15 protein-coding genes, 1 pseudogene and 1 riboswitch are annotated in these 20,964 nt (G+C 36.9%); of the genes and pseudogenes, 11 read left to right on the top strand and 5 right to left on the bottom strand.

The window, feature by feature from the left end:
• Window positions 1–101: 101 nt before the first annotated feature.
• A complete protein-coding gene (locus tag U8D43_RS12535) occupies window positions 102–557 on the bottom strand; it encodes a hypothetical protein (protein WP_335871522.1) in 456 nt (151 codons plus the stop codon).
• Between the two features lie 226 nt (window positions 558–783).
• On the bottom strand, window positions 784–1,503 hold the full coding sequence (locus tag U8D43_RS12530; RefSeq protein WP_335871521.1) for a YwiC-like family protein: 720 nt from the start codon (window positions 1,501–1,503) through the stop codon (window positions 784–786).
• A gap of 544 nt (window positions 1,504–2,047) precedes the next feature.
• On the opposite strand from U8D43_RS12530, the gene U8D43_RS12525 reads away from it, so the two are divergent.
• The 3 genes from U8D43_RS12525 to U8D43_RS12515 all read left to right on the top strand — a co-directional run bounded on the left by U8D43_RS12525 (window position 2,048) and on the right by U8D43_RS12515 (window position 4,193).
• Window positions 2,048–3,019 (top strand): NAD(P)H-dependent flavin oxidoreductase, encoded by a 972-nt coding sequence (locus U8D43_RS12525; protein ID WP_335871520.1) that lies wholly within the window; start codon window positions 2,048–2,050, stop codon window positions 3,017–3,019.
• A gap of 230 nt (window positions 3,020–3,249) precedes the next feature.
• Complete coding sequence (locus U8D43_RS12520) at window positions 3,250–3,762, top strand: CBO0543 family protein (RefSeq protein ID WP_335871519.1); 513 nt, start codon at window positions 3,250–3,252, stop codon at window positions 3,760–3,762.
• Window positions 3,763–3,986: 224 nt separating this feature from the next.
• Window positions 3,987–4,193, top strand: coding sequence for a tautomerase family protein (locus U8D43_RS12515; RefSeq protein WP_335871518.1), 207 nt, complete (start codon window positions 3,987–3,989; stop codon window positions 4,191–4,193).
• A 165-nt stretch (window positions 4,194–4,358) separates the two neighbouring features.
• Here the strand turns inward: U8D43_RS12515 and tnpA are convergent.
• A pseudogene (gene tnpA / locus U8D43_RS12510) lies at window positions 4,359–4,682 on the bottom strand (IS200/IS605 family transposase); the annotation flags it as partial.
• Between the two features lie 360 nt (window positions 4,683–5,042).
• On the opposite strand from tnpA, the gene U8D43_RS12505 reads away from it, so the two are divergent.
• The 8 genes from U8D43_RS12505 (at window position 5,043) to U8D43_RS12470 (ending at window position 18,261) form a co-directional block, all read left to right on the top strand.
• On the top strand, window positions 5,043–5,288 hold the full coding sequence (locus U8D43_RS12505; RefSeq protein WP_335871517.1) for a hypothetical protein: 246 nt from the start codon (window positions 5,043–5,045) through the stop codon (window positions 5,286–5,288).
• Between the two features lie 1,272 nt (window positions 5,289–6,560).
• Complete coding sequence (locus U8D43_RS12500; protein WP_335871516.1) at window positions 6,561–7,427, top strand: DMT family transporter; 867 nt, start codon at window positions 6,561–6,563, stop codon at window positions 7,425–7,427.
• A gap of 119 nt (window positions 7,428–7,546) precedes the next feature.
• Window positions 7,547–8,746 (top strand): class I SAM-dependent rRNA methyltransferase, encoded by a 1,200-nt coding sequence (locus tag U8D43_RS12495; protein ID WP_335871515.1) that lies wholly within the window; start codon window positions 7,547–7,549, stop codon window positions 8,744–8,746.
• Between the two features lie 557 nt (window positions 8,747–9,303).
• The gene (locus tag U8D43_RS12490) at window positions 9,304–10,896 is read left to right on the top strand and encodes a sensor domain-containing diguanylate cyclase (RefSeq protein ID WP_335871514.1); all 1,593 of its coding nucleotides are present in this window, start codon (window positions 9,304–9,306) and stop codon (window positions 10,894–10,896) included.
• A 605-nt stretch (window positions 10,897–11,501) separates the two neighbouring features.
• Window positions 11,502–11,585, top strand: a riboswitch (cyclic di-GMP riboswitch).
• A 63-nt stretch (window positions 11,586–11,648) separates the two neighbouring features.
• Window positions 11,649–13,340, top strand: coding sequence for a methyl-accepting chemotaxis protein (locus tag U8D43_RS12485; protein WP_335871513.1), 1,692 nt, complete (start codon window positions 11,649–11,651; stop codon window positions 13,338–13,340).
• A 384-nt stretch (window positions 13,341–13,724) separates the two neighbouring features.
• Window positions 13,725–16,805, top strand: coding sequence for a GNAT family N-acetyltransferase (locus tag U8D43_RS12480; RefSeq protein WP_335871512.1), 3,081 nt, complete (start codon window positions 13,725–13,727; stop codon window positions 16,803–16,805).
• Window positions 16,806–16,815: 10 nt separating this feature from the next.
• Window positions 16,816–17,670 (top strand): amidohydrolase family protein, encoded by an 855-nt coding sequence (locus U8D43_RS12475; RefSeq protein WP_335871511.1) that lies wholly within the window; start codon window positions 16,816–16,818, stop codon window positions 17,668–17,670.
• 216 nt (window positions 17,671–17,886) lie between these two features.
• On the top strand, window positions 17,887–18,261 hold the full coding sequence (locus U8D43_RS12470) for a nucleotide excision repair endonuclease (RefSeq protein WP_335871510.1): 375 nt from the start codon (window positions 17,887–17,889) through the stop codon (window positions 18,259–18,261).
• An 823-nt stretch (window positions 18,262–19,084) separates the two neighbouring features.
• Here the strand turns inward: U8D43_RS12470 and U8D43_RS12465 are convergent.
• Both U8D43_RS12465 and U8D43_RS12460 read right to left on the bottom strand, forming a co-directional pair.
• The gene (locus tag U8D43_RS12465) at window positions 19,085–19,546 is read right to left on the bottom strand and encodes a carboxymuconolactone decarboxylase family protein (protein WP_335871509.1); all 462 of its coding nucleotides are present in this window, start codon (window positions 19,544–19,546) and stop codon (window positions 19,085–19,087) included.
• Between the two features lie 252 nt (window positions 19,547–19,798).
• On the bottom strand, window positions 19,799–20,671 hold the full coding sequence (locus U8D43_RS12460; RefSeq protein ID WP_335871552.1) for an RNA polymerase sigma-70 factor: 873 nt from the start codon (window positions 20,669–20,671) through the stop codon (window positions 19,799–19,801).
• Window positions 20,672–20,964 lie beyond the last annotated feature (293 nt).

The raw sequence follows: 20,964 nt of genomic DNA, 5'->3' as shown, positions 1-20,964 counted from the left end.
CTGAATATGAAAAGGGACTTTAACTAAGAACGACCTTTTTTCTATGAAACAGGAGATCACTTAGACTGAATAGATGGGTTAGTTATCCAGAGATTGATTCTTCAAATTCCAATCGTTAGCAGAATTTTTCCTTCTTCTAGTTCGTATTTTTTGATGTTTCCAATCGGGATTTTTTTTACTAAATCAATATTGTTGAAATCTAGATTAATGTGATGATGATCATAGAGTAGGTATGGAGATTTCGTGAATATCATCTTGTTGAGGAAGTTGATATTGACAGGCTTGAAATGGGTGATTTTAAAAATCAATTGTCTTTTTTCCATTTTGATTGGTTGAAGAGTAAGGGAAAAAGGGATGTCACGGTTAATAAACCATTTTTTCACTTCTGCTTTGCCCGAAATTTGAACCTCTTTTTCCGCAATTTCAACGGTTGTGTTTTTGATTTTGTCTGATTTTTCCAGTAATTCATTCAGCATAGTGCTTGAAATCGAAATGGGTATGCCCATACCCTCTTTCATTCGGTTCACTTCATCTTTCATTTTTTCAAATAAATCCATCTTAAATCCCTCATCATTTTATAATTTTTCAAGACAAAGAATAGAAAAAACGATTTGACGGAAGGGGCAAGAACCTTACTTTTTTCCTTGTAAGCACGGTACTAAATATATATGCAAGTTGAGCATGTTTTACGATTTGTATTTTGACTAGGAATAGAATAGACAATCGTTCGAGTAAAATGAGCCTACAACGAGAATATAGATCTCGTTGTAGGCTCATTTAAGGTTACATTAAAATAATCATTAGCATAGCAAAGAAGAAATACACCGCATTCTCAATTTCTAAGATACCGACTTTCATAATACTCATTTTTCGTCCGTAAAATAAAACAGCTCTCAAAATGCTTGGGATGAAAGCAATAATGAACAAACTGTTTCCGGAAAGAATTAGTAACAAGGGAATGAGAGCATGGTAAAGCCAAGAAAACCATTTGAACCGGGTGTTCTTTTTCTCTCGAATCATAGTTTTTACATAAAAAGTACTTCCTAGAAAAAAGAGGAAGGTTAAGGTGAACAAAAACCAGGCCATAGGATCAAGACTTCCGGATCCTAAAAAATAACTAGCTAATCCACCAACTCCAAACGCAGCGATTGCGGTCAAATCATTGAAAAATGCTCTTTCCCTATTTCTCTTTGCGTAATAAATGTTAATGAGAAAGAAGGGAATCATAGCGAATCCAAAATAAAGCATTCTCCAGTCGTAGAGGATAGGAGGAATCAGGCTTAAAAGAGCAATGCTTCCATAAATCAACGACCACTTTCGGTGAAGATCGGTCTTTTTTTTGCGCAATAATAAAAGGAAGGGGTAGGTCCCCAAATACAGAAACAGCCAGCCGATGAACAATGGTATGTGAAAAATCGAAAAACCACTAATGATGGCACTAAGTAAAAATGGAATGATGAGCATGGCCCAAGCTCCATGTTGTTTTGGAATAAGTAAGTTCAATCGTAACAACTCCTCAAGAAAAGATTTAGGTTAATCTTATCAAAAAGAGTTTACAATACCTGTGATTTAATTCACATTTTTAGAAAATGGAGTTTTTCGTCTAGATTGTCGCTATTGATCCATCTTTTGGGGAAGATTCTCAATTGCAGAATTTAGATTTAATTAATTACAAAATGATGACCCGAAACCAAGTTAGGTGACAGTTAAATGGCTGGTATGAAAAGTTTCGAATTTTGTGAAAACAGTCTTTTGGAAGTATGCGATTCATTCTTATTTCCTGAAGGGGAGACGGTCTAAGTAATCGGTAGGTGGGTCGAAGTAGGAAGTTTTGAGCAGGACACAGCGAGAAGATTAGCAAAAATCAAATGGTTTTTGTTTATTTTGAGAAGCTTTTCTAATGAAAAACAAATATTCACCAGAGAGTGTCCCTCCTAATTGTAAAAAAAGTGAATAACTATTCAGAAAATAAGAAGGAGAAAAGTGTTTGTTTGGCGTATTTAACACAAGTAGGACAAATATGAAGAAACAGAAGGAGTGTTTTCAATTGATAGCAAAACTTCCAAAGGAAATCGCACAAGAACTAACAATTCCGGTAATTGCCGCCCCCATGTTTTTAGTTTCAAGTCCAGAGCTTGTGATTGAAAGCTGTAAATCAGGTATGATTGGCTCATTTCCAACATTAAATGCTCGGAGTGAAGAGATTTTAGAAGACTGGATGGAGCGAATTACTAGTGAATTAGCTGAAACAAAAAAGCAGGATCCCTCCAAAAAGGTTGCACCTTGGGCTGTAAATTTAATTCTGCATAAATCCAATACGCGCTATGAAAAAGATCTGTCGCTTATTCAAAAATACGAACCACCTATTGTCATTACTTCACTTGGAAATCCGTCTGCGGTAGTAAAAGCAGTTCATGAATACGGTGGTCTTGTGTTTTCCGATGTGGCGACCATTCCGCATGCAAAAAAAGCTGCCCAAACGGGAGTAGATGGACTTATCCTTGTTTGTAGTGGTGCTGGTGGGCATGCTGGAACGATAAATAGCTTTGCCTTTGCAGGAGCAGTAAGAGAGTTTTGGGACGGGATAACCATTTTAGCTGGATGTCTTTCTAGTGGTCGTGACGTATTAGCTTCACAAGCGTTAGGGATGGATATGGCCTACATGGGTACACGCTTTATTTCTGCAAAGGAAAGCTATGCACCTCAAGATTATAAAGAAATGCTTATCGAATCTACTCTAGATAATCTGATATATACGGATGCCTTTTCTGGAGTGAAAGCGAATTACTTAGTTCCGAGTATCGAAAAAGCAGGTATTAATCTGGCAGATCTAAAAAGCAAGGGAAAAGTGGATTTATCTTCATTAAATCAAGCCGGAACGAAAGCTTGGAAAGATATTTGGTCAGCAGGTCAAGGTGTCGATCAAATCGACGAGATTCAATCGGTGGCGGACATTGTTACTGAACTTGTCTCAGAATATCAATCTGCACAAGAAGGAATTATGACTGTAAAGGTTTGAAGAAATAGTTTTCTCTTCTAAGATGAGTGGAAGGTTAATTGTAATGACTGATATTCGTGAAAAAATTGAGTTCAAGCAGATATGTGTCGAAATTGAGGGTGATTCCTTCACTCCTGATAAGTCACTTCCTTCAATCTGAAATGTTCGAGCATTTAAAGAGCTAAAAAGACTAGAGATGACGTGGAATGCAGAAGCTAGAGAAAAAGCAAAAATGCATGGAGTGATAGCGTGTGCTTCGATTAGTTTTTATTTCCGTCATCTGGGTAATTGCCTATCATAAAAGTGATTGGAGAAACTGGCAAAAGTTTCACCCAACCATTTTATTTATGATTGTAGGGAATTTGTTAGTTGGACTTATTACTTATGAATATTCATTATGGGATTTGTCTTCTGAGCTAGGTGGTCATATTACAAATGATTTAATCCTTTCCTTTTTATTTTTTCCTCCAGCGATGTTGCTCTTTTTATCACACTATCCAGTCAGCAAACATATGCTCAAAAAATATATTTACCTGATCAGGTGGGCGCTTTTATTCACATTGATTGAAGGGGTAGAATTAGTGTTCGATAATGTCAACTATGAACATGGTTGGGATATTTGGAAATCTGCATTTGTAAATTTAGGGATGTTTCCAGTATTGGTTCTTCATCAAACTAGACCTTTGTTTGCGTACGGTTTGTTTTTTCTAGAGATTGTATTATTAATTACAATAGTCGATATTCCTATCTCTTCATTAAAATAACGTTTTTTTTGTTGAGGCACGGGTCAAATGAATGACTCTCCAGTGATGCAGACATCACCTCCGAGTTCTTCATTTTCCTGACACCGCTGAACAGCCTATGTTGAAGATAAAAGGGAATAAAACAAAAATCGATTATGGAAATAAATAGAGAAGGGCAATCGACGATGGTTTCTCTTTTTGTGAGTCCTTAAACAAAAATTTAAAAATGGAAAAGGAGGATTTCCGTGCCTTATATAAATCTTCAAATCACTAAAGGAGCTAATCGTGAACAAAAAGCTCAAATCGTTCAGGAATTTACCCATACGCTACAAAATGTGTTGGGGAAGAAACCAGAACATATCCATATTGTCATTCAAGATATCGAGGAGCAAAATTGGGGCTTTTCAGGTGTTCTCACAGACGATTTTCGAAAAAATTCCTCTCAAGAATAGATTTTAAACCCTGACACATGATGTCAGGGTTTTTTCATCTCTTTTTAGCTATTTCAAGTAAACCTAGATCCTACAAGTCTAGGTTTTACACAAGGGTAACTAACAAATTATGTTAAAATATAAGTAGAAGGAAAATTATTTATTCAACTAACAGACAGAAGTATGTGATCTTGACCAAAACATTTCTTTCCAAAGCTTTTTTCGAACCAAGGGATAGTCACGTTTTATCAATCGAGAACTGGCACTCTTATAAGCATTTAGAAACTTGGATAATTCACTATTAGGATGTGCCTTGAACATGACCTGTATATGGTCTTTATCGAGATTCCAATCTTCAACCGAAATATTATACGACTGGCCTATTCTCACAAAAATATCTTTTGCATAGTTTGACATACTATCATCAAATATTTGTCTACGATATTTCACTACCAATACTAGATGATAGTGCAAAAGAAAGACTGAATGTTTATTACTTTCTAATTTCATTATGTTATCAATCTTTCTGTATGTATAGACTGATTTTAATATAATTTGCTAATAGCTACAAATGCTTTGGCTGACACCAACCGCAAATTCATCTCCCATTTACTCATTGGGCTACGCCCTTCACATTCCTTGAAGTGAGAGAATTCTTTTCGGAAACCTAGTTAAAAAGAATTGATCGAAATTAGGTAGCTATTCTAAATAGCGATTCTAAAAAGAAATTTTAATGGTTGGTACGCTGACTTTACTCAAAAACGTTTTTTGTTGTGCAAATTAACAAGATTTGAGTAAAAGTAAAAATGCTCATACAGTATCTTATTCTTATAAATTTTTTCTGGCTATATAATAAGGAGGCTATGTGTGATGTTAAATGCTTATATCAATGATATTGACACTATGATTTCTGGTCTGGAGCAAAAAAAGAAGAAGAAATTAAAAATAAACTTGATTTATCGTATGGTTAAAAAATTAGAGAATGATGATAACAATGAAATCGAAGGAATGTTTATTGAGTTAAAAGAGCTTTTATCACAATCAATCAAAAATACTACAAAAAGAAAACTTTACTTTAATCAGATAAATAAAATAAGGACTACTTTACGCCAATAAAATTAAGCGTTTTATCATCATTAACGTCTCGAGGCATGAAGCAAATATCACATTATCTGAGTTAAAATAAAATGTTGTAGATGAATCCAAAACGGGGCTCTTTGTTTTAGGCTCTTTTCGTATACATTGTTGCTCTTGACACAAAGAAAAAACAGGCAGTAGGGTTTTTTCGATTGATTTCTTCCTTTTTATCTAGAAATGAATGATTTTTCATTAGGAAAAGAGCACGAAGTCATACAAGTCAAGGGATTCCTTCTTATTCGAAAAGCCACAATCTTTGCGAAAAGAGCCTTGTTTTATTAAGGAATATGTGGAAGGTTTTTCACTAACGGGATGTTAGTTGAAGAAGTCGTTCAAAAAAGACAATGTAATATAACTTGAAAATGGGGCTTGGAATTCAAGCTCCTTTTCTTGTGAAATTATAAGCGATTTCACATGATATTTTACTTGCTAAATACCTTGCGTACACCTCAAAGCAGAACCCGTTAAAAACATATTTGCTTTTTTTTGTGTCAATTTTCATTCAATTTGTCTTTTGAAATCACTTGAGAAATGGTGTTTGGTACCATAAAAGTGAACCGATTAATACCATATTCACGAGATTTTGTTATGTTACTTCGGTTTTTATCTCGATAAATTTCTATTTTGTAAGACAGAGACCACTTTGCTCCTTGCCCAAGATTAATCGGTGCTATCTGAGTGCAAAATAAAGCAACGGTTCAAATAGTTAGATTTTCTGCTTTTTTTTGATAAACTGTTGAAGTTGGCTGTTTTTAGTGAAGGTTTCTTTTGACAGGCATTCTTGCTATTTCGTCTACTTGAAAATTCAATTCTTCCCTTTGTTGAAACTATTCATCCAAAATAGACGAAACGATGCCTCTAGACAAGCTATCTCACCATTTATAGACTGGTTCGAAAAGCCACAATCTTTGCGATAACAGTCTTACATATACATTGTTGCTATTGAAGAAATATATTATTGATCCTTTTCATTTTGATAATGATTTCTTCCAAAAAGGACGAAAATCTACCTGGGCATCAATCTTTGGAACAGTTTACATATTGTTGATCAAAAAGTAGCAGTTTTTCGGTTGAATCGTATAAAATGGCTGAATTTGGAGGCGTTTTTTTTCCCGTTCTCTTTCAGCAATCACTGAAAATCTGATTAACCGATTCTTTTGTACATTAAGCAAGAGAGGTTCCGAAAAGAGTCTAACTAGAAATAGGGATCTATCTCAAATGGCTGAATGATCGAGAAAAATGGAGGCTAACATGAGCAATCGAAACAAGGGCATCATCTTATTATTATTTTCTGCATTTGGATTTTCAATGATGGCAGCGCTTGTAAAGTTATCAGGAGATGTTCCAACTATGCAAAAAACGCTTTTTCGGAATGTGATTTCTGCCATCATTGCATTTGGATTTGTTCTATATCATAAAGAGCGGCTATTTGGAAAAAAAGAAAACCAGAAGTATTTGTTGCTGCGAAGTGCTTTAGGAACGGTCGGAATGGTTCTGTATTTTTATGCGATTGATCAGCTTGTTTTATCCGACGCCGATATGCTGAATAAGCTGAGCCCATTTTTGACAATTATATTTTCTGCGGTCTTTTTAAAAGAGAGAGTTCGCTTTTTTCAAATTTTATCGATAATCATTGCTTTTTTAGGTACGCTTTTCATCATTAAACCATCGTTCAGTTATGAAACGGTACCGTATTTGGCAGGGGTATTATCGGCCGTATTTGCTGCAGGCGCATATACCGTTTTACGTGTACTCGGTGAAAAAGAAAAATTTTATACGGTCGTGTTTTACTTTTCTTTTTTCACCACGGTCGTCTTATTGCCGTTTGTTATCTTCTATTATGAACCGATGAGCGTACAGCAATGGATGTACTTGCTCGGCGCGGGTGTTTTTGCGACCATCGGACAATTTGGTATCACGATTGCCTATAAATTTGCTCCTGCAAAAGAAATATCCATCTTTTTCTACTCCACGGTCGTTTATTCGGCTATGATTAGCATTTTCCTATTCGGGCAAATCCCAGATGTATTCAGTATTATAGGATACCTCATTATCTTTGGAGCTTCTTTTTATATGTTTATCAGAAATCATTCGGGAGGAGAAAAGGTAAAAGCGTAAAACAGAGTGGTCCTCTGTAGCGTGGCAATTGAAGGGTAGATCTTCAGTAGTTACATTGGTTGTTATTTTAGCTATAATGTTAACATAAACAGGTCAGAAATTAAGTTAGGGTGAACGATTTGCATTCAGAAATGACAGTAAAGGTAAAATCTAAATTTGTGAAAAAGTATAAAGAAGGCTATCCGTTGCTTAGCCAAGAGGCTCTCACGAACGCGCAGGTCCTGAAAGAGGAAGGCTCGCTTTTACGAATAGTGGATGAAAGAAATGCTTTTATCGCCAGAGGCTATTATGGTAAGCAAAATAAAGGCTACGGATGGATCCTGACGCGGAATGAACAAGAAGAGATTAATCAAGCATTTTTTGAGAAAAAAATGAAGGCAGCTATGGCACACCGGTCCAAATTTTTCAAAGATCCTGAAACGACAGCATTCCGTGTCTTTAACGGAGAAGGGGACGGAATCGGTGGCGTAACGATCGATACATATAACGACTACTATGTGATTTCTTGGTACAGCGAAGGGATTTATACTTTTAAAAATGATATCATTCAAGCACTGGAAAAGGTGGTATCTTGCAAAGGTATCTACCAAAAAAAACGATTTGCAGTGAAAGGCCAATACATTGAAGAAGATGATTTTGTACGTGGTGAACGAGCATCTTTTCCTTTGATTGTGAAAGAAAATGGAGTGAACTTCGCGACCTATTTGAATGAGGGAGCGATGGTCGGTGTGTTTTTAGATCAACGTGCAGTGAGGAAAAAAATAAGGGATACCTATGCAGGTGGAAGGAAAGTTTTGAATACCTTTTCTTATACGGGTGCATTTTCAGTTTTTGCTGCACTTGGAGGGGCAACGAAGACGACGAGTGTTGATGTAGCCAATCGAAGTCGCAATAAGACGATCGAACAATTTAGCGTAAATGAGGTTGATTTTGAAGCTCAAGATATCATTGTGGAAGATGTCTTTAAATACTATAAATATGCAGCCAAGAAAGATTTGAAATTCGATATGGTGATTTTGGATCCTCCTAGTTTTGCCCGAACGAAAAAAACGACCTTCAGTGCGGCGAAAGATTATCCTAATTTATTGAAAGAGTCCATCGCCATAACCGAAAATAATGGGATCATCGTGGCATCTACAAACTGTAGCACGTTTGATATGAAAAAATTCAAAAGCTTTATTAAGCAAGCATTTAGTGAGTTGAACGGAAAATATGACATTCTCGAGGAGTATACCTTGCCGCCAGATTTCCGCACGAGTGCACAATTTCCTGAAGGTGATTATTTGAAGGTTGTATTTATCAAAAAAATTAGCGGATAACAAAAAGGTCTGAAATCCAAGTATTTTCTCGAGGTAAAACAAAAAAAGAAATCTACTCAAGAAGGTAGAATTCTTTTTTTTGTTTTTTGGGGGGATTAGAGAATGAAAGCTAAGCAAGTAATCGTTTGATAAGGCAGAAAATTCAAAGAACGCGTGGCTTGACAGTGTTCTGACATCTTGAGATGCTTCAAATCATTGTAAAGAACTCTTTTTTGTTGGCTGTTATCGAAAAGTTTGTGGCTTTTCGAATCAGTTTATTATTTAAGATATAGCTTTGTTTCGGGCATCGTTTCATCTGTTTTTGATGGAATTCAACAGTGAAAAGGAGGCGATCACGGAATGAAAGCCAACTCACATATTACTCAAAAGTTGAATGGTATAAGTGAATAATCGTTAAAGTTATGATGAAAAAAATCTCTATTTTGAGGTGGTTTAGTATGTTATCATAACTTTATTATTGATCAATAATTAATACCTCTGTATTCAATTCTAGAGGAAATGTATAATGAGCTACAGATTAATAAGATGATTGTTTTCTATCAATGGGAGTTTGATTTATGAAAAACATAGTGCAGCAGAGAAAATATAAACTAACCACATTGTTTTCGAGTCTAGTTTCGGTATCTGTCATTTTAACGATCTTGATTTTATTTTTATCTTCCTATCAATCCGATCGAAGGTCAATGATCTCGACGTATTTTTATTTGAACTCGTCCATGTCTGAAAAGATTAGCAGTTCAGTTGATTCATTGTTTCAAACGATGAGATTAAGCTTGGAAGATACATCAGCGTTCTATACCGATATTGATCAGATGACAGATGAAGAAATTGAAGAACATTTAGAATTATTAAGAAAAAACAGTCGGTATTTTAATTCATTATCTTGGATAGATGACACAGGGCTCATTCGAAATATTGCTCCCAGTAGTGTAGGACTCAAAAATAAATACATTTCTACAGAAGGAACAAAAGACGTTCTGGAGTCAAGAAAGCCTACGTTAACTGCTCCTTATATAGTTCGCTCAGGTCGACTCGTATTATTGATGAGCCAACCCATTTATGACCGAAATGGCCAGTACAGAGGGATACTTGCTGGCACGGTCTATCTTCAAGAACAAAATGTCCTAAATGAAATTCTTGGCAATGACTATATTGATGAAAACGGTTCATATTATTATGTTGTCGGTCCGGAGGGGAAATTACTTTTCCATCCCATTCGAGAACGAGTCGGCGAAACCGTAATGAAAAACCCTATTGTAAAGAAGGTAACTCAAGGTGAGAGTGGCGTAGCTCAGGTCACGAATACCAAAGGAGTTAAAATGTTAGCGGCTTACAATCAAATTCCAGAAACGGGTTGGGGAGTCGTGCAGCAAACACCCCTTTCATATGTTGAGAAATTACTATTTAAACGGATTCAAGAGCAGGTTTTTTACATTCTTCCTCCCTTTACGCTTCTGCTATTTCTATCTGTTCTACTAGCTCGCAAGCTAGCTCGTCCTATTATTCATTTGGCAGATTTAGTGAACCAACTAGCAGCAGGCAAGTCAGTCGAAACTCCTGGAATTCAGTCTCATTGGAATCGTGAAGCGGATTTGCTGACGAAAAGCGTATTAATCGCTATTCAGTCCGTCCAAGAAAATAATCAGGAATTGACGAATGCAGCCATGACAGATTCATTAACAGGTTTACCAAATCGTAGGAAACTAAATGAAGTTATGAACCTTTGGGCGAGTGGAGGGAACGTATTTTCCGTAGTTGTTGTTGATATTGATCGTTTTAAAGTTGTGAATGATACGTATGGTCACCCGGTCGGGGATGAGGTACTTAAATTTTTAGCTCATACTGTTCAATCTTTATTGAGAACAGAGGATCTCTTTTTTCGCTATGGTGGAGAGGAATTTGTGTTATTACTACCGCATACTAGATCTTTTGAAGCGTACGGGATGGGGGAAAAGATTCGCTTGATTATTGAAAAAACAACTACTCCTACTGGAAAACCCGTTACCATTTCATTGGGTATTTCTGAATATCCCCTCCATTCTAACTCAATGGAGGAATTATTCAGACAGGCTGACAAAGCTTTATATCAGTCGAAGTACAATGGAAGAAATCTATCGACGATTTGGTCAAAAGATATAAATGATCTGTAATGAGTAGGTGGGATATTGTTCACTGATTGATTTTAATACGAAGCCCAATAAAGCATAGAGCTAAAATCAGTTTTTTGAAGGGTCTGTTCGTGAATGTTGCTACTACTGATAATATCGTTAATTGCTTGCTCAAGTTAACCAATGTGTTTGTCCAAAATATTCGAAAAGATAAGCAAAAAAATATTTACTAAACGCGAGTTAAATATAACTCAGAAAAACAGCTTTCTATACCAATGCAGCCTAAACGAGTAATGCGAATATGGGCAAATCAATTTTTTCTTTTCGAAGATGTTGATTTGCTTTTTCTAATTGATTGTCCTACCCATTAAGCTTGCCTGTGCAGGATAAATGCTTGGACGAAAATAAATTAGCTGACGACAATCAGAAGTTCTTCTAAGAAGACTGTTTTCACAAAGTTTGTGGCTGTTCAGGGACGGCAGGCAACTGGACCGTTTATTTATGATGGAATTTAACAGTGAAGTGGTAGATTTAAGCAAAAAAATAATCGAATAGTCACAATGTATACGAAAAGAGCCTTGTGAAAAAAATATCATTTTGAATAAGGAAGCTTCATTTCCTAATTTATATGCCGATATAAGAAATATAAATACAATAGAAACTGTGAAAAATCATCTTTATTTGGGCGCTTGGATGATTGGGAGTGAGTAGCGCAACCGACTAACTAATTTTTTAGTTAGTTTTTTTATTGAAATTTACTACAGTTGAAATTATTGCGGAGGAGGAAAATGAAAATGAAAATCAAAACACGCTTGTATGGTCTTATCTTATTTCTACTCAGTTCACTGATTATTGTCGGGGGAACATCAATAATTGTTTTGTTCTCAACAGAGAAAAATGAGCAAAAATTAGAGAGGGAAATGAGGGTTCAAACTGAATTGAAATCCGTTCAGTACAGGATAGTTGGATTATCGAATGACGAAAGAGGTTTTATTATTTCAGGAGATCCAAAATATGGGGAAGGGATGTCTGCCAAATTTGAAGAGATATCGACTTCGCTTAAGTCTATAAAACCGCTATTACAAGATAAGCAATACGCAGAAATGGTAGATGAAATTGAGATGCATGCAAATGATTTCTGGGCATTAAATCAACAAGTACTTTCTACGTATAAAGAAAATCCAGACCTGGCTGCATCTATTCATTTTGGCGAGGAACGGACTTTGAGAAAAGAAGTGTTGGATCCTTCAATGAATGAACTTATGGAATTATTAAATCAAGATGTAGAGTATTTACAAGATAGAATACATTCGGTCTCTGTATGGGCAGAGTGGGCTATTATCATCGCAGTAATTCTTTCGGTGAGCATTGGGCTCGGCTTAAGCTATTTAATCAGTCGATCTATTTTGAACCCGCTCAAAAAATTGAATGAGCAATTTAAGGAAATCGCTCATGGAGAAGCAGATTTAACAAAGTCGTTAATAATTAAAAGTAAAGATGAATTAGGTGAATTAGCTTCATCTTTCAATTCATTCATTTTGTCTTTAAGTAAAATTATCCAACAGGTAAGTTACTCATCTGAACAAGTGGCAGCAGCATCGGAGGAATTGTCAGCCAGTTCTGAGGAGTCTAAAACTACATCTGGCCAAATCTCAAGCTCTATGCAAACGATTGCTTCTGAAAGCACACGACAAAATATCAGGAGTGAGCGAAGTCTTGATCTAGTCACTGAGTCTTTAAATGGCTTATCATTCGTTTCAAATAATACGAGTAATATTGCTGAATTATCAGCGAAGATGAGAAACAAGGCAGAGGTTGGAATGGGTTCAATCAATGAAATGCAAAAACAGATGGAGTCTATTCACCAATCCGTTGATTCTGCAAAAAATGGATTGACTACATTGGTAGGAAGTACGGATGAAATTAGTAATATTTCTTCCCTTATCACCGAAATATCGAGTCAAACGAACTTATTGGCCTTAAATGCAGCGATTGAAGCAGCAAGAGCAGGTGAATCTGGGAAGGGATTTGCCGTTGTTGCTGAAGAAGTTAGAAAACTTGCCGATCAGACGAGTCAATCAGCTAACCAAATTTCTACTTTAGTGAACACGATTCAACACGAGTCAAAGGATACCGTCATAAACATCAACATCGTCCAAGAGAATGTGGATTCAGGTATTTCTCTTACAAAAGAAACTTCTGGAAATTTTATGGAAATTTTAACTTCTGTTGAGCAAGTTACATCACAAATTCAAGAAGTAGCAGCAACCACTGAAGAACTAAATGCAGGGGTTGAAGTCATTAAAGACTCGATTGAGACATTAGCAGCCGGCACAAAAGAAACATCTGCTAGTACGGAAACGATTGCTGCAGCTAGTGAAGAACAATTGGCTTCTATGGAGGAAATCTCTCATGCTTCAGATTCGTTATCTAAGTTAGCTGAGGAGCTTCAAGCAACTGTTTCTAGATTTCGTTATTCGAATTAAAGCTAGGATAGGGTGAGACAGCTTCTTATCCTAACTAGATAAACAAAAACGCCAATATACTATTGGCGTTTTTGTTTTGAAAAAAATAATATGGAAAAAACCAGTATCAACCGTGGATTATATATAGACAATCAAACTGTGCACCCGCAAAATGACTGCATTTTCATCCCGACGGAAATTGAATGGCAATTGACAACAGTTTAAACGAACAATCAGAGAATATTCTTTACATATTGGATGTAAAAACTTAAAATATGGATGTGGAAGAAAAAATTCCCACAAATAAAAAAAGGAGGCGATCCCGATGATTAAATTCGTTGGTAAAATTCAGGTAAGAAAAAATTGTGAGGTTATATATATTAAAACCTAGTTTAGGAGGACGTTATGAAGAAAACACTAGAGCAAGTAAACATCGTGGAGTATCAAGAAGGATTAGCAAAAGGAATCGCGAAGATGTGGAATGAGAGTCGTGAGAATTGGGGGGGAGATTCCTCTGTCTCAACTGAACAAAGTGTATTGGATCAGGAAGCAAACTCTACTAATCTCCATTTATTTTTGGCGTTGGTGGGAGAGGAAGTAGTCGGTTATTGTAGCTTATCGCAATACCGTGAAGATGAGGGAGCTCTTTATATTCCACTTTTGAACGTGCATCCTCAGTATCAGGGCTTAAAGGTCGGGAAGCAGCTCGTGCTTAAAGCAGTGGAGAAAACGATTGAATCGGGGTGGCCAAGACTCGATTTATATACATGGGCTGGCAATACTAAAGCGGTTCCACTTTATAAAAAATGCGGATTTTTTTGGGAGGACCGGGACGATACGACCCATCTCATGAATTTTATTCCATCTGTTCTCCAATTGAGTTATTTGAAGCCGTTCTTTGACAAGCATGATTGGTATTCGACGAGTCAACGAGTTCTTGAGGTAAAGCCTGATGGATTTAAACAAGGAGAACATACTTTATACGAATATAAATGGGAAGCAGATCAAGAGTTTGTTTCCATTCAATTTGAGCGAACGGGACGGGGAATTCGCCGCATCGAAACAAATGAACTTTCGATCGAAATGAATCTAGCAGACTTTAAATATCTTGAAAAAGAAGAGCATTTCGTTCAATACAAAATTTTGAATAAAACCTCTTCACCCTTACATGTAACGTTAACGGGACAGTCAACGGCTGTTGTCTGTCATGATGTTCACCAGGAAGTCAAAATCAACGAACATTGGGAAGGTGCGTTTCCGGTAACATTCCAACTGGCAAAACAAGAGCCAAGCCCGTGGAAAACCCACCCGTCTGTTGAGACGACTGTAGATATTAACGGTCATATCTTTCCTTTGAAAATGGGCGTGTTTCCTATTCAAGCAGGAAATCTTTCCCTAAAATCGGTTCAAAAACAGTGGAAACCTGCCCAAATGGGTACATTGTTTCTAGACATAGAAAGCCAGCTCTCTGACTCGTCTACCTGGACAGTCATATTGCCAGAAAATGATGTAGTGAATTGGAATATTCCTAAAATTGAAGTGGAAATCGAAGGTAAAGGTCGACTATCACTTCCACTCGACTGCGAGCTCATCAAGAACGGATTTCTAGCTCAGGATGTAGAGGTGAGAGTCAAACCTGAAAGTGGGGAAACGTTTCGCTTTTTCACCAGACTGACATTAGCCTTTCCTGGTTATGGAGCGAAGTTTGCTGGAGAAACGAAAGAGCAATGGGTTGGTTACAACGGACCTTTTTATGTCGAAATTGAAAAACGAAACTCGATGATGAAGATAGGTTCAATCCATGAAACGGAAGATCCTCTAAAGCTGTTTACGCCTATGTTTGGGAAACCATTTAGTGAGGAATTCGCCAAAAAAGAAGCGGACTCGTTTGACTTTGTTGAACTTCCAGAAGGGTTAGTGATGAAAACGACGTTACAATCAGATGCGTTTTCCCCGCTCCTGCTTAACACCTACACCCAGCTCTTTGGAGATGGTTTGATTGAAATTAAGCATGAAGTTGTGAACAATGGCGAGGGAGCAATACCTCAAGTGGCTCTTTTACAACCAATCTTCACTTCCTTTAAAGGAATGGCTATTCCTCAAAAAGAAGGGATCATGATCGGTGATGAAGCACTCGTACCCTTTATGGAATACATTCGTGACAAAGATATTTCTGAAAACTGGCTGTTTGCTACGAACTCAAACGGAGAAACAACTGGTTTGGCCTGGCCGGAAGAGGCCGTTGGGCGGAAAGATAATTGGCGATTTGCGGTAGAATATCAAGCACCGTCTCTCTCTAGTGGAGAAAATGTCTATTTCGGACCGATATCAGTTGGAATCAACACCTCAACAAATTGGTCTCAGTGGCGAGAGCGGGTTGTGAAGAATCCTGCTTCAGAAATGAAGGAGTGCTCGATGTATGCTTTAGAACCAGTTGGAGGAGATATGATTTCCAGTGTAGGTGAAAAAGTTGAGTACGGCTTTCGATCCCTACTAACTCCTTATCTACATGGGATTTTAACACTTAACAGTGAAGGAAACGAATATTCAACTGAAGCGGATAAGGACGATGCCCTTTCGAATGTTTCTCTTCTAATCGAACATAAAACTCCTGGTGTGCATCAAATTTCAGGGGAATTCCATTCACTTGGACAAAAGGCAGCCGTTGATTCTCTTCAGCTAGTGAGCGGAGAAAAAGAAATCAAGATCACGGAAACTAAAGAGTGGTGGGAAGTAGACAATGGCGTTCTTTCGTTTAAAGCGTCTGCCTCTTATTACCCAGGCATTTTCTCATTAATTTATAATGGTAAAGAAACGCTTCATCACCAGTTCCCACAAGCTGGACCTAAATCGTGGTGGAATCCGTGGGGTGGAGGAATTGGTTATCTTCTTCACAAGGTGAGTCCTTATTCCATGTTGAAGGAAACAACAACCATTAACACTGTGAAAAAATACGATCAATTTGGACATGAGTGGAGTGGTCTTTGTATTGAGACAGCATTCACAGAGCACGAAGAGATGAAAGGAGTCGTTCTCCGCCAATATGCACTAACCCTTCCTGAAGTAGAAGTGCTTGTGGTTTATGCTGAAATTCATCAATATTCAGGAAAAACGTGGGTGAATGAAGGGGTAGATCTAGAAGCTTTTTTCAAACCAGGTGAGAATTTGTCCTCTTGCTATGCGAGTTTGCCAACCAAAGGCGACGTTCATACGTATTATGCCGGTACAGAGGAATTTGTTTTGCGAGATACACCGTCTGTCACAATTGGTTCAGATGAGCGGAGTGAAGAGGTACACCTTCTTCATCCAACTAAGAATAAAACAAGAGAAGTATATATGAATCAAGAAGTGCTTTTTATTGGGTCTTCTGTAGAAGTATCTGCTGCTTCTGGCAATATGTATGTCCTAAAGCCAACCGTTCTGATTTATGGTGACATGGATGCTTCGATTGCTCTTGCTTCTTTACAGAATTTATCGTTTAAATAGGAGCTTATTCATGAAAATTATTGATGCACATATTCATTTTTCCAATATTGAGACCTTTAAAGATACAGCCAAACATCTTTCTAAAGTCGATTACTCGGGAAAGGGACTTCAAGCGGAGATGGAAGAAGGAGAAATCGAATTTGCCATCGGCATGGGTGTAACGGAGACTCCAGAGATGGGGTTTCCAGATTCGTTTGCTCCTTCACCGATGGGGCTTGATTTAGAGAATGAACGACCATCTCGCTTAGCCATATGTCCCGGGATTAATCCCTACCACCTTACACAAACGGGATTAGATATGTTAGAAGAGCAGCTTCGAAAAAAAGAAGTGGTAGGTGTAAAAATCTATTTAGGTTATTATCCTTTTTATGCCTATGATGCAGTGTATCAACCAGTGTATGATTTAGCGGCAGCCTACAAAGTTCCAGTCGTGTTTCATACCGGTGATACATACTCTGAACGAGGATTATTAAAATACGCACATCCGCTTACCTTGGATGAAGTCGCGGTATCGCGTCGAGATGTGAATTTTATGATGGCTCATTTAGGTGATCCGTGGGTGTTGACCGGAGCGGAAGTCGTGTATAAAAATAGAAATATGTTCGCTGATTTGTCAGGATGGGTAGTCGGTACAAAAGCTGAATTGCATGCTAAATCACAAGGGAATTTTCTCGACCATATCCGCCATGCTATCACGTTTTGCGACCACTACGAAAAATTGGTATTTGGCTCTGATTGGCCGCTTGTACCCATAAAAGAGTATGCCAATTTTATCGGAAATCTTATTCCGTCCAAACATGTCGAGAACGTTTTTTATCAGAACGCAGCAACCTTGTTTCCTAAGCTTAAAATTATGATAAAGTAGGGCAAAAGAGCGAACGGGGAAGACGTTCGTTCTTTCGCTTTTTAAGCAGGTTGTTTTCGCAAAGTTTGTTGCTTTTCGTATCAGTTGATCATCTATGATATCGCTTTGTTTCGGACATCATTTCAAGTAGAAAGGTCAATAATAAGACTAGTGATAGCATTTCTCATGAAGATGTGATAATATTTAGCTTTAATGGAAAAGAGGACGTGACCCTATATGATAAAAATTGATTTACCTAAAGTAGACGTTTCGATTTCGGAGCGCAAACAAAATCAAGAAGAAAACGAACCTGTTATTAAATCGATCGAAGGATTTATCGATCTTCACAAAATTCCAAGAGATAAGGGCGGAATCATTTGGTTTTACAATATTAATGATGAGCTACTGTTTGTTGGAAAAGCGAGAAAACTAAGACAACGTGTGAAAAAACATCTTGAAGATACGGTTTCTCCACTAAAAAATCATCGTGAAGAAGTTTACCGTATAGATGTATCAATCGTAGAAGATCCAATGGAAAGAGAAATTTACGAAACGTATATTGTGAATAAATTAAAAGCAAAATACAATGTGGAAAAAGTCTTTTTCCAATAAACTTTTTTCTTGGAATCTCAAGCTCTTAGGTTAAAAAAATTGGATTTTTGATTTTTTTTTATAAGAGATGAAAGATTAGGAATTGATTTTGTAAGAATGTAAGAAAATTGCTTTTTAGAATCTTTACGCACCAAAATACATCAAAGTAGTTTTACTAAATAAGCACTTGTTAGCCTGAACGTGGGTTGTTGCCTTTGTAGCAACCCACGTTCAGGCTTTTTAGTACGTGATGTCAGGATAATTCTTATCAAACCAATAATCGATTCATGCGAATAAATAAGGATAAAATTTTTACTTTCGGGAAAGAGGAAGAACTGGATAGATAAGGTGTGTTTTGCGATCAGTTTATTTGCAAGTGTCTTACTATTCCAAGAAGCCGTGCAAGGTGGGAATGAATTCGTTTAGATCACCCAAAAAGAAACGGAAGGCTATTGTTATCAGTAGAGGTCGGAGAGGATGTTTTTTCCATAACAGATCAACTGATTGGAAAAGCCAGAGACTTTCGAAAACAGCCTTTCCTATTCATTCTTGCTTCTTTAGTTGATTTTAGATGGAGTCGTCTATTTTGCGGTTGATTCTCATCAATAAAGGAAGAAGAGATGCATCGAACAAAGCTATGTCCTCGTTCTAATAAAAGTTTTTCTTCATTAATATTGATACTATTTAATTTTAACTAGACTTCCTTATAGCTCAGACAGTAAAAATTATTTTTGTGAAAAGTAGTATTGTATTTCCATTGAGTCGTCATTTTATGGATAGAAAAGTCATGTGAAAAAAATCCCTCGTATCCATTTTGAATACAAGGGATTTTAGGTTGGCAAAATTACTTTGCAGTGGCAGGCTGGTAGTGTCCAGGTACGCTATTGATTGATATAGCTAATCGGTTCCAACCGTTAATCGTAATAATTAGGGTAACGAGATCGATATATTGTTTTTCATCAAAATGAAGACGGACCCGCTCATACAGGTCATTAGGTACACCGTTTGCTGAAATGTCCGTGACTGCTTCCGTTAATTCTAAAGCTAACCTCTCCTCTTTTAAATAGAACGGTGACTCACGCCAAGCATTCAAACAGTAAATTCTTTGTTCAGTTTCGCCATTTGCACGGGCATCCTTTGTATGCATATCCAAGCAATACGCACATCCATTGATTTGAGACGCACGAATCTTAATCAATTCGATTAATTTGTTATCTATTCCCGTCTTTTTCTTGTACTCCTCCAATTGAATCATTAAGCTAAAAACTTCCTGATTTGTCTTCATGTAGTTAATTCGTTGTTCCAAATCTATCTCCTCCATTAAAATATTTTTGTGTTTCATTAATAAGACAAAACAGAGGATTGATTTGTGACATATTAAGAAATCCTAGATTGGATTAGGGCACTTAAAAAGCAATTTTTATTTTATTTGCTGAAGATTTTCACCAATACATCGAAAATTTAAGAAGCCAAGAACCTATATGTAGTAGATTCTCGGCTTCTTTATTCTGAAATGTCACTTTATCAGTGGCCTCGATTAAATGGAGCTCTTCGACTGTCAATATTGAGGAATACGAATATGAGTTAATTTATCCGGGTTTGAAATAATAAAGATTCTTCGGATACTTTGGTGTTTTGAATCTAATTCAAAGCACATGACTCTAATAGGACGCCCTTCTATTACTTGCAAGATTCCTTTCTGACCATTGATCATTACGGGTAGAAGGTCTCCGATGAAACTTCCTTTAGTAGAAATTCCTTTAAGAAAGGCCGATACGCGCGTTTTGTATAAAATTGGGTTTAATGCAGAAATCACTTTTCCACCGCCGTCGGTGACAAGGATAACGTCTTCTGTAAGAAGATCAATAAAGTCTGCAAATTTTCCTGTTGTCGATGCTTTTATAAAGGTATTGGCTAGTAGATCAACATGTTCAGTATTCTCGGGAGGGACAGACAAGTCCTTCTTTAATTTCCGCTTGGCACGGCTGTAAATTTTTCTGCAATTTACTACAGTCTTATCTAGGATGTTTGCAATATCCTCGTAGTCATATGTAAATGCTTCTCTAAGAACAAACACAGCTCTTTCAATAGGTGAAAGTTGATCAAGCAAAACAAGAAAGGCGTAAGTAACCGCTTCATAAGTCACAATTTTATCTAAAGGCTGCACGGATTGGTCAATAAGAGGTTCAGGCAACCAGGGGCCTGTGTAAATTTCTCTTCTCTTACGAGCTGAATTTAAAAAGTTTAGGCAGCGATTCGTCGTCACTTTTGCAAGATATGCCTTCAAGTCCTTAATTTGATCTGTGTCAATGTCAAGCTGTAGGAAGACATCATGAACGATGTCTTCTGCTTCAGTAACTGTTCCAAGCATCCTGTAAGCAATGGAAAAAAGAAACGGTTGATATGTCTTATATAATGGATCCAACTCCATCACTTGGATCACCTCTTTTCTAATAAATTTTCTCTCTAGTTTATATGATTCATTGAGTGGGGACCGTGTATAAATATTTAAGATAAGTAGGGATAATTTCATTTCCTCAAGCCATTCTGTAAATCGGTCGGTTCTATCAACCTATAAAAGAATTTGGGACGGTGGATATTTAGAATAAAATTATAAGACGTTTTATTGAGTCACTTGTAAATCTGTTATTCAATTATATCATCATAAATGGAATAATAAGAACTAAAAAAGAAGTCTCTTCACCATTGTCTGTGATTCACGCT

This window comes from Bacillus sp. 2205SS5-2 (assembly GCF_037024155.1).
Taxonomy (GTDB): domain Bacteria; phylum Bacillota; class Bacilli; order Bacillales; family Bacillaceae_K; genus Bacillus_CI.
The sequence above is the reverse complement of the archived record's forward strand: the minus strand, read 5'-3'. Positions and strand labels throughout refer to the sequence as shown.

Bases quoted from the DNA above. Each gene is read 5' to 3' on its own strand.
- U8D43_RS12535 (WP_335871522.1), bottom strand. From the start codon at position 557: ATGGATTTATTTGAAAAAATGAAAGATGAAGTGAACCGAATGAAAGAG.
- U8D43_RS12505 (WP_335871517.1), top strand. From the start codon at position 5,043: ATGTTAAATGCTTATATCAATGATATTGACACTATGATTTCTGGTCTG.
- U8D43_RS12500 (WP_335871516.1), top strand. From the start codon at position 6,561: ATGAGCAATCGAAACAAGGGCATCATCTTATTATTATTTTCTGCATTT.
- U8D43_RS12490 (WP_335871514.1), top strand. From the start codon at position 9,304: ATGAAAAACATAGTGCAGCAGAGAAAATATAAACTAACCACATTGTTT.
- U8D43_RS12485 (WP_335871513.1), top strand. From the start codon at position 11,649: ATGAAAATCAAAACACGCTTGTATGGTCTTATCTTATTTCTACTCAGT.
- U8D43_RS12480 (WP_335871512.1), top strand. From the start codon at position 13,725: ATGAAGAAAACACTAGAGCAAGTAAACATCGTGGAGTATCAAGAAGGA.
- U8D43_RS12475 (WP_335871511.1), top strand. From the start codon at position 16,816: ATGAAAATTATTGATGCACATATTCATTTTTCCAATATTGAGACCTTT.
- U8D43_RS12470 (WP_335871510.1), top strand. From the start codon at position 17,887: ATGATAAAAATTGATTTACCTAAAGTAGACGTTTCGATTTCGGAGCGC.
- U8D43_RS12460 (WP_335871552.1), bottom strand. From the start codon at position 20,671: ATGGAGTTGGATCCATTATATAAGACATATCAACCGTTTCTTTTTTCC.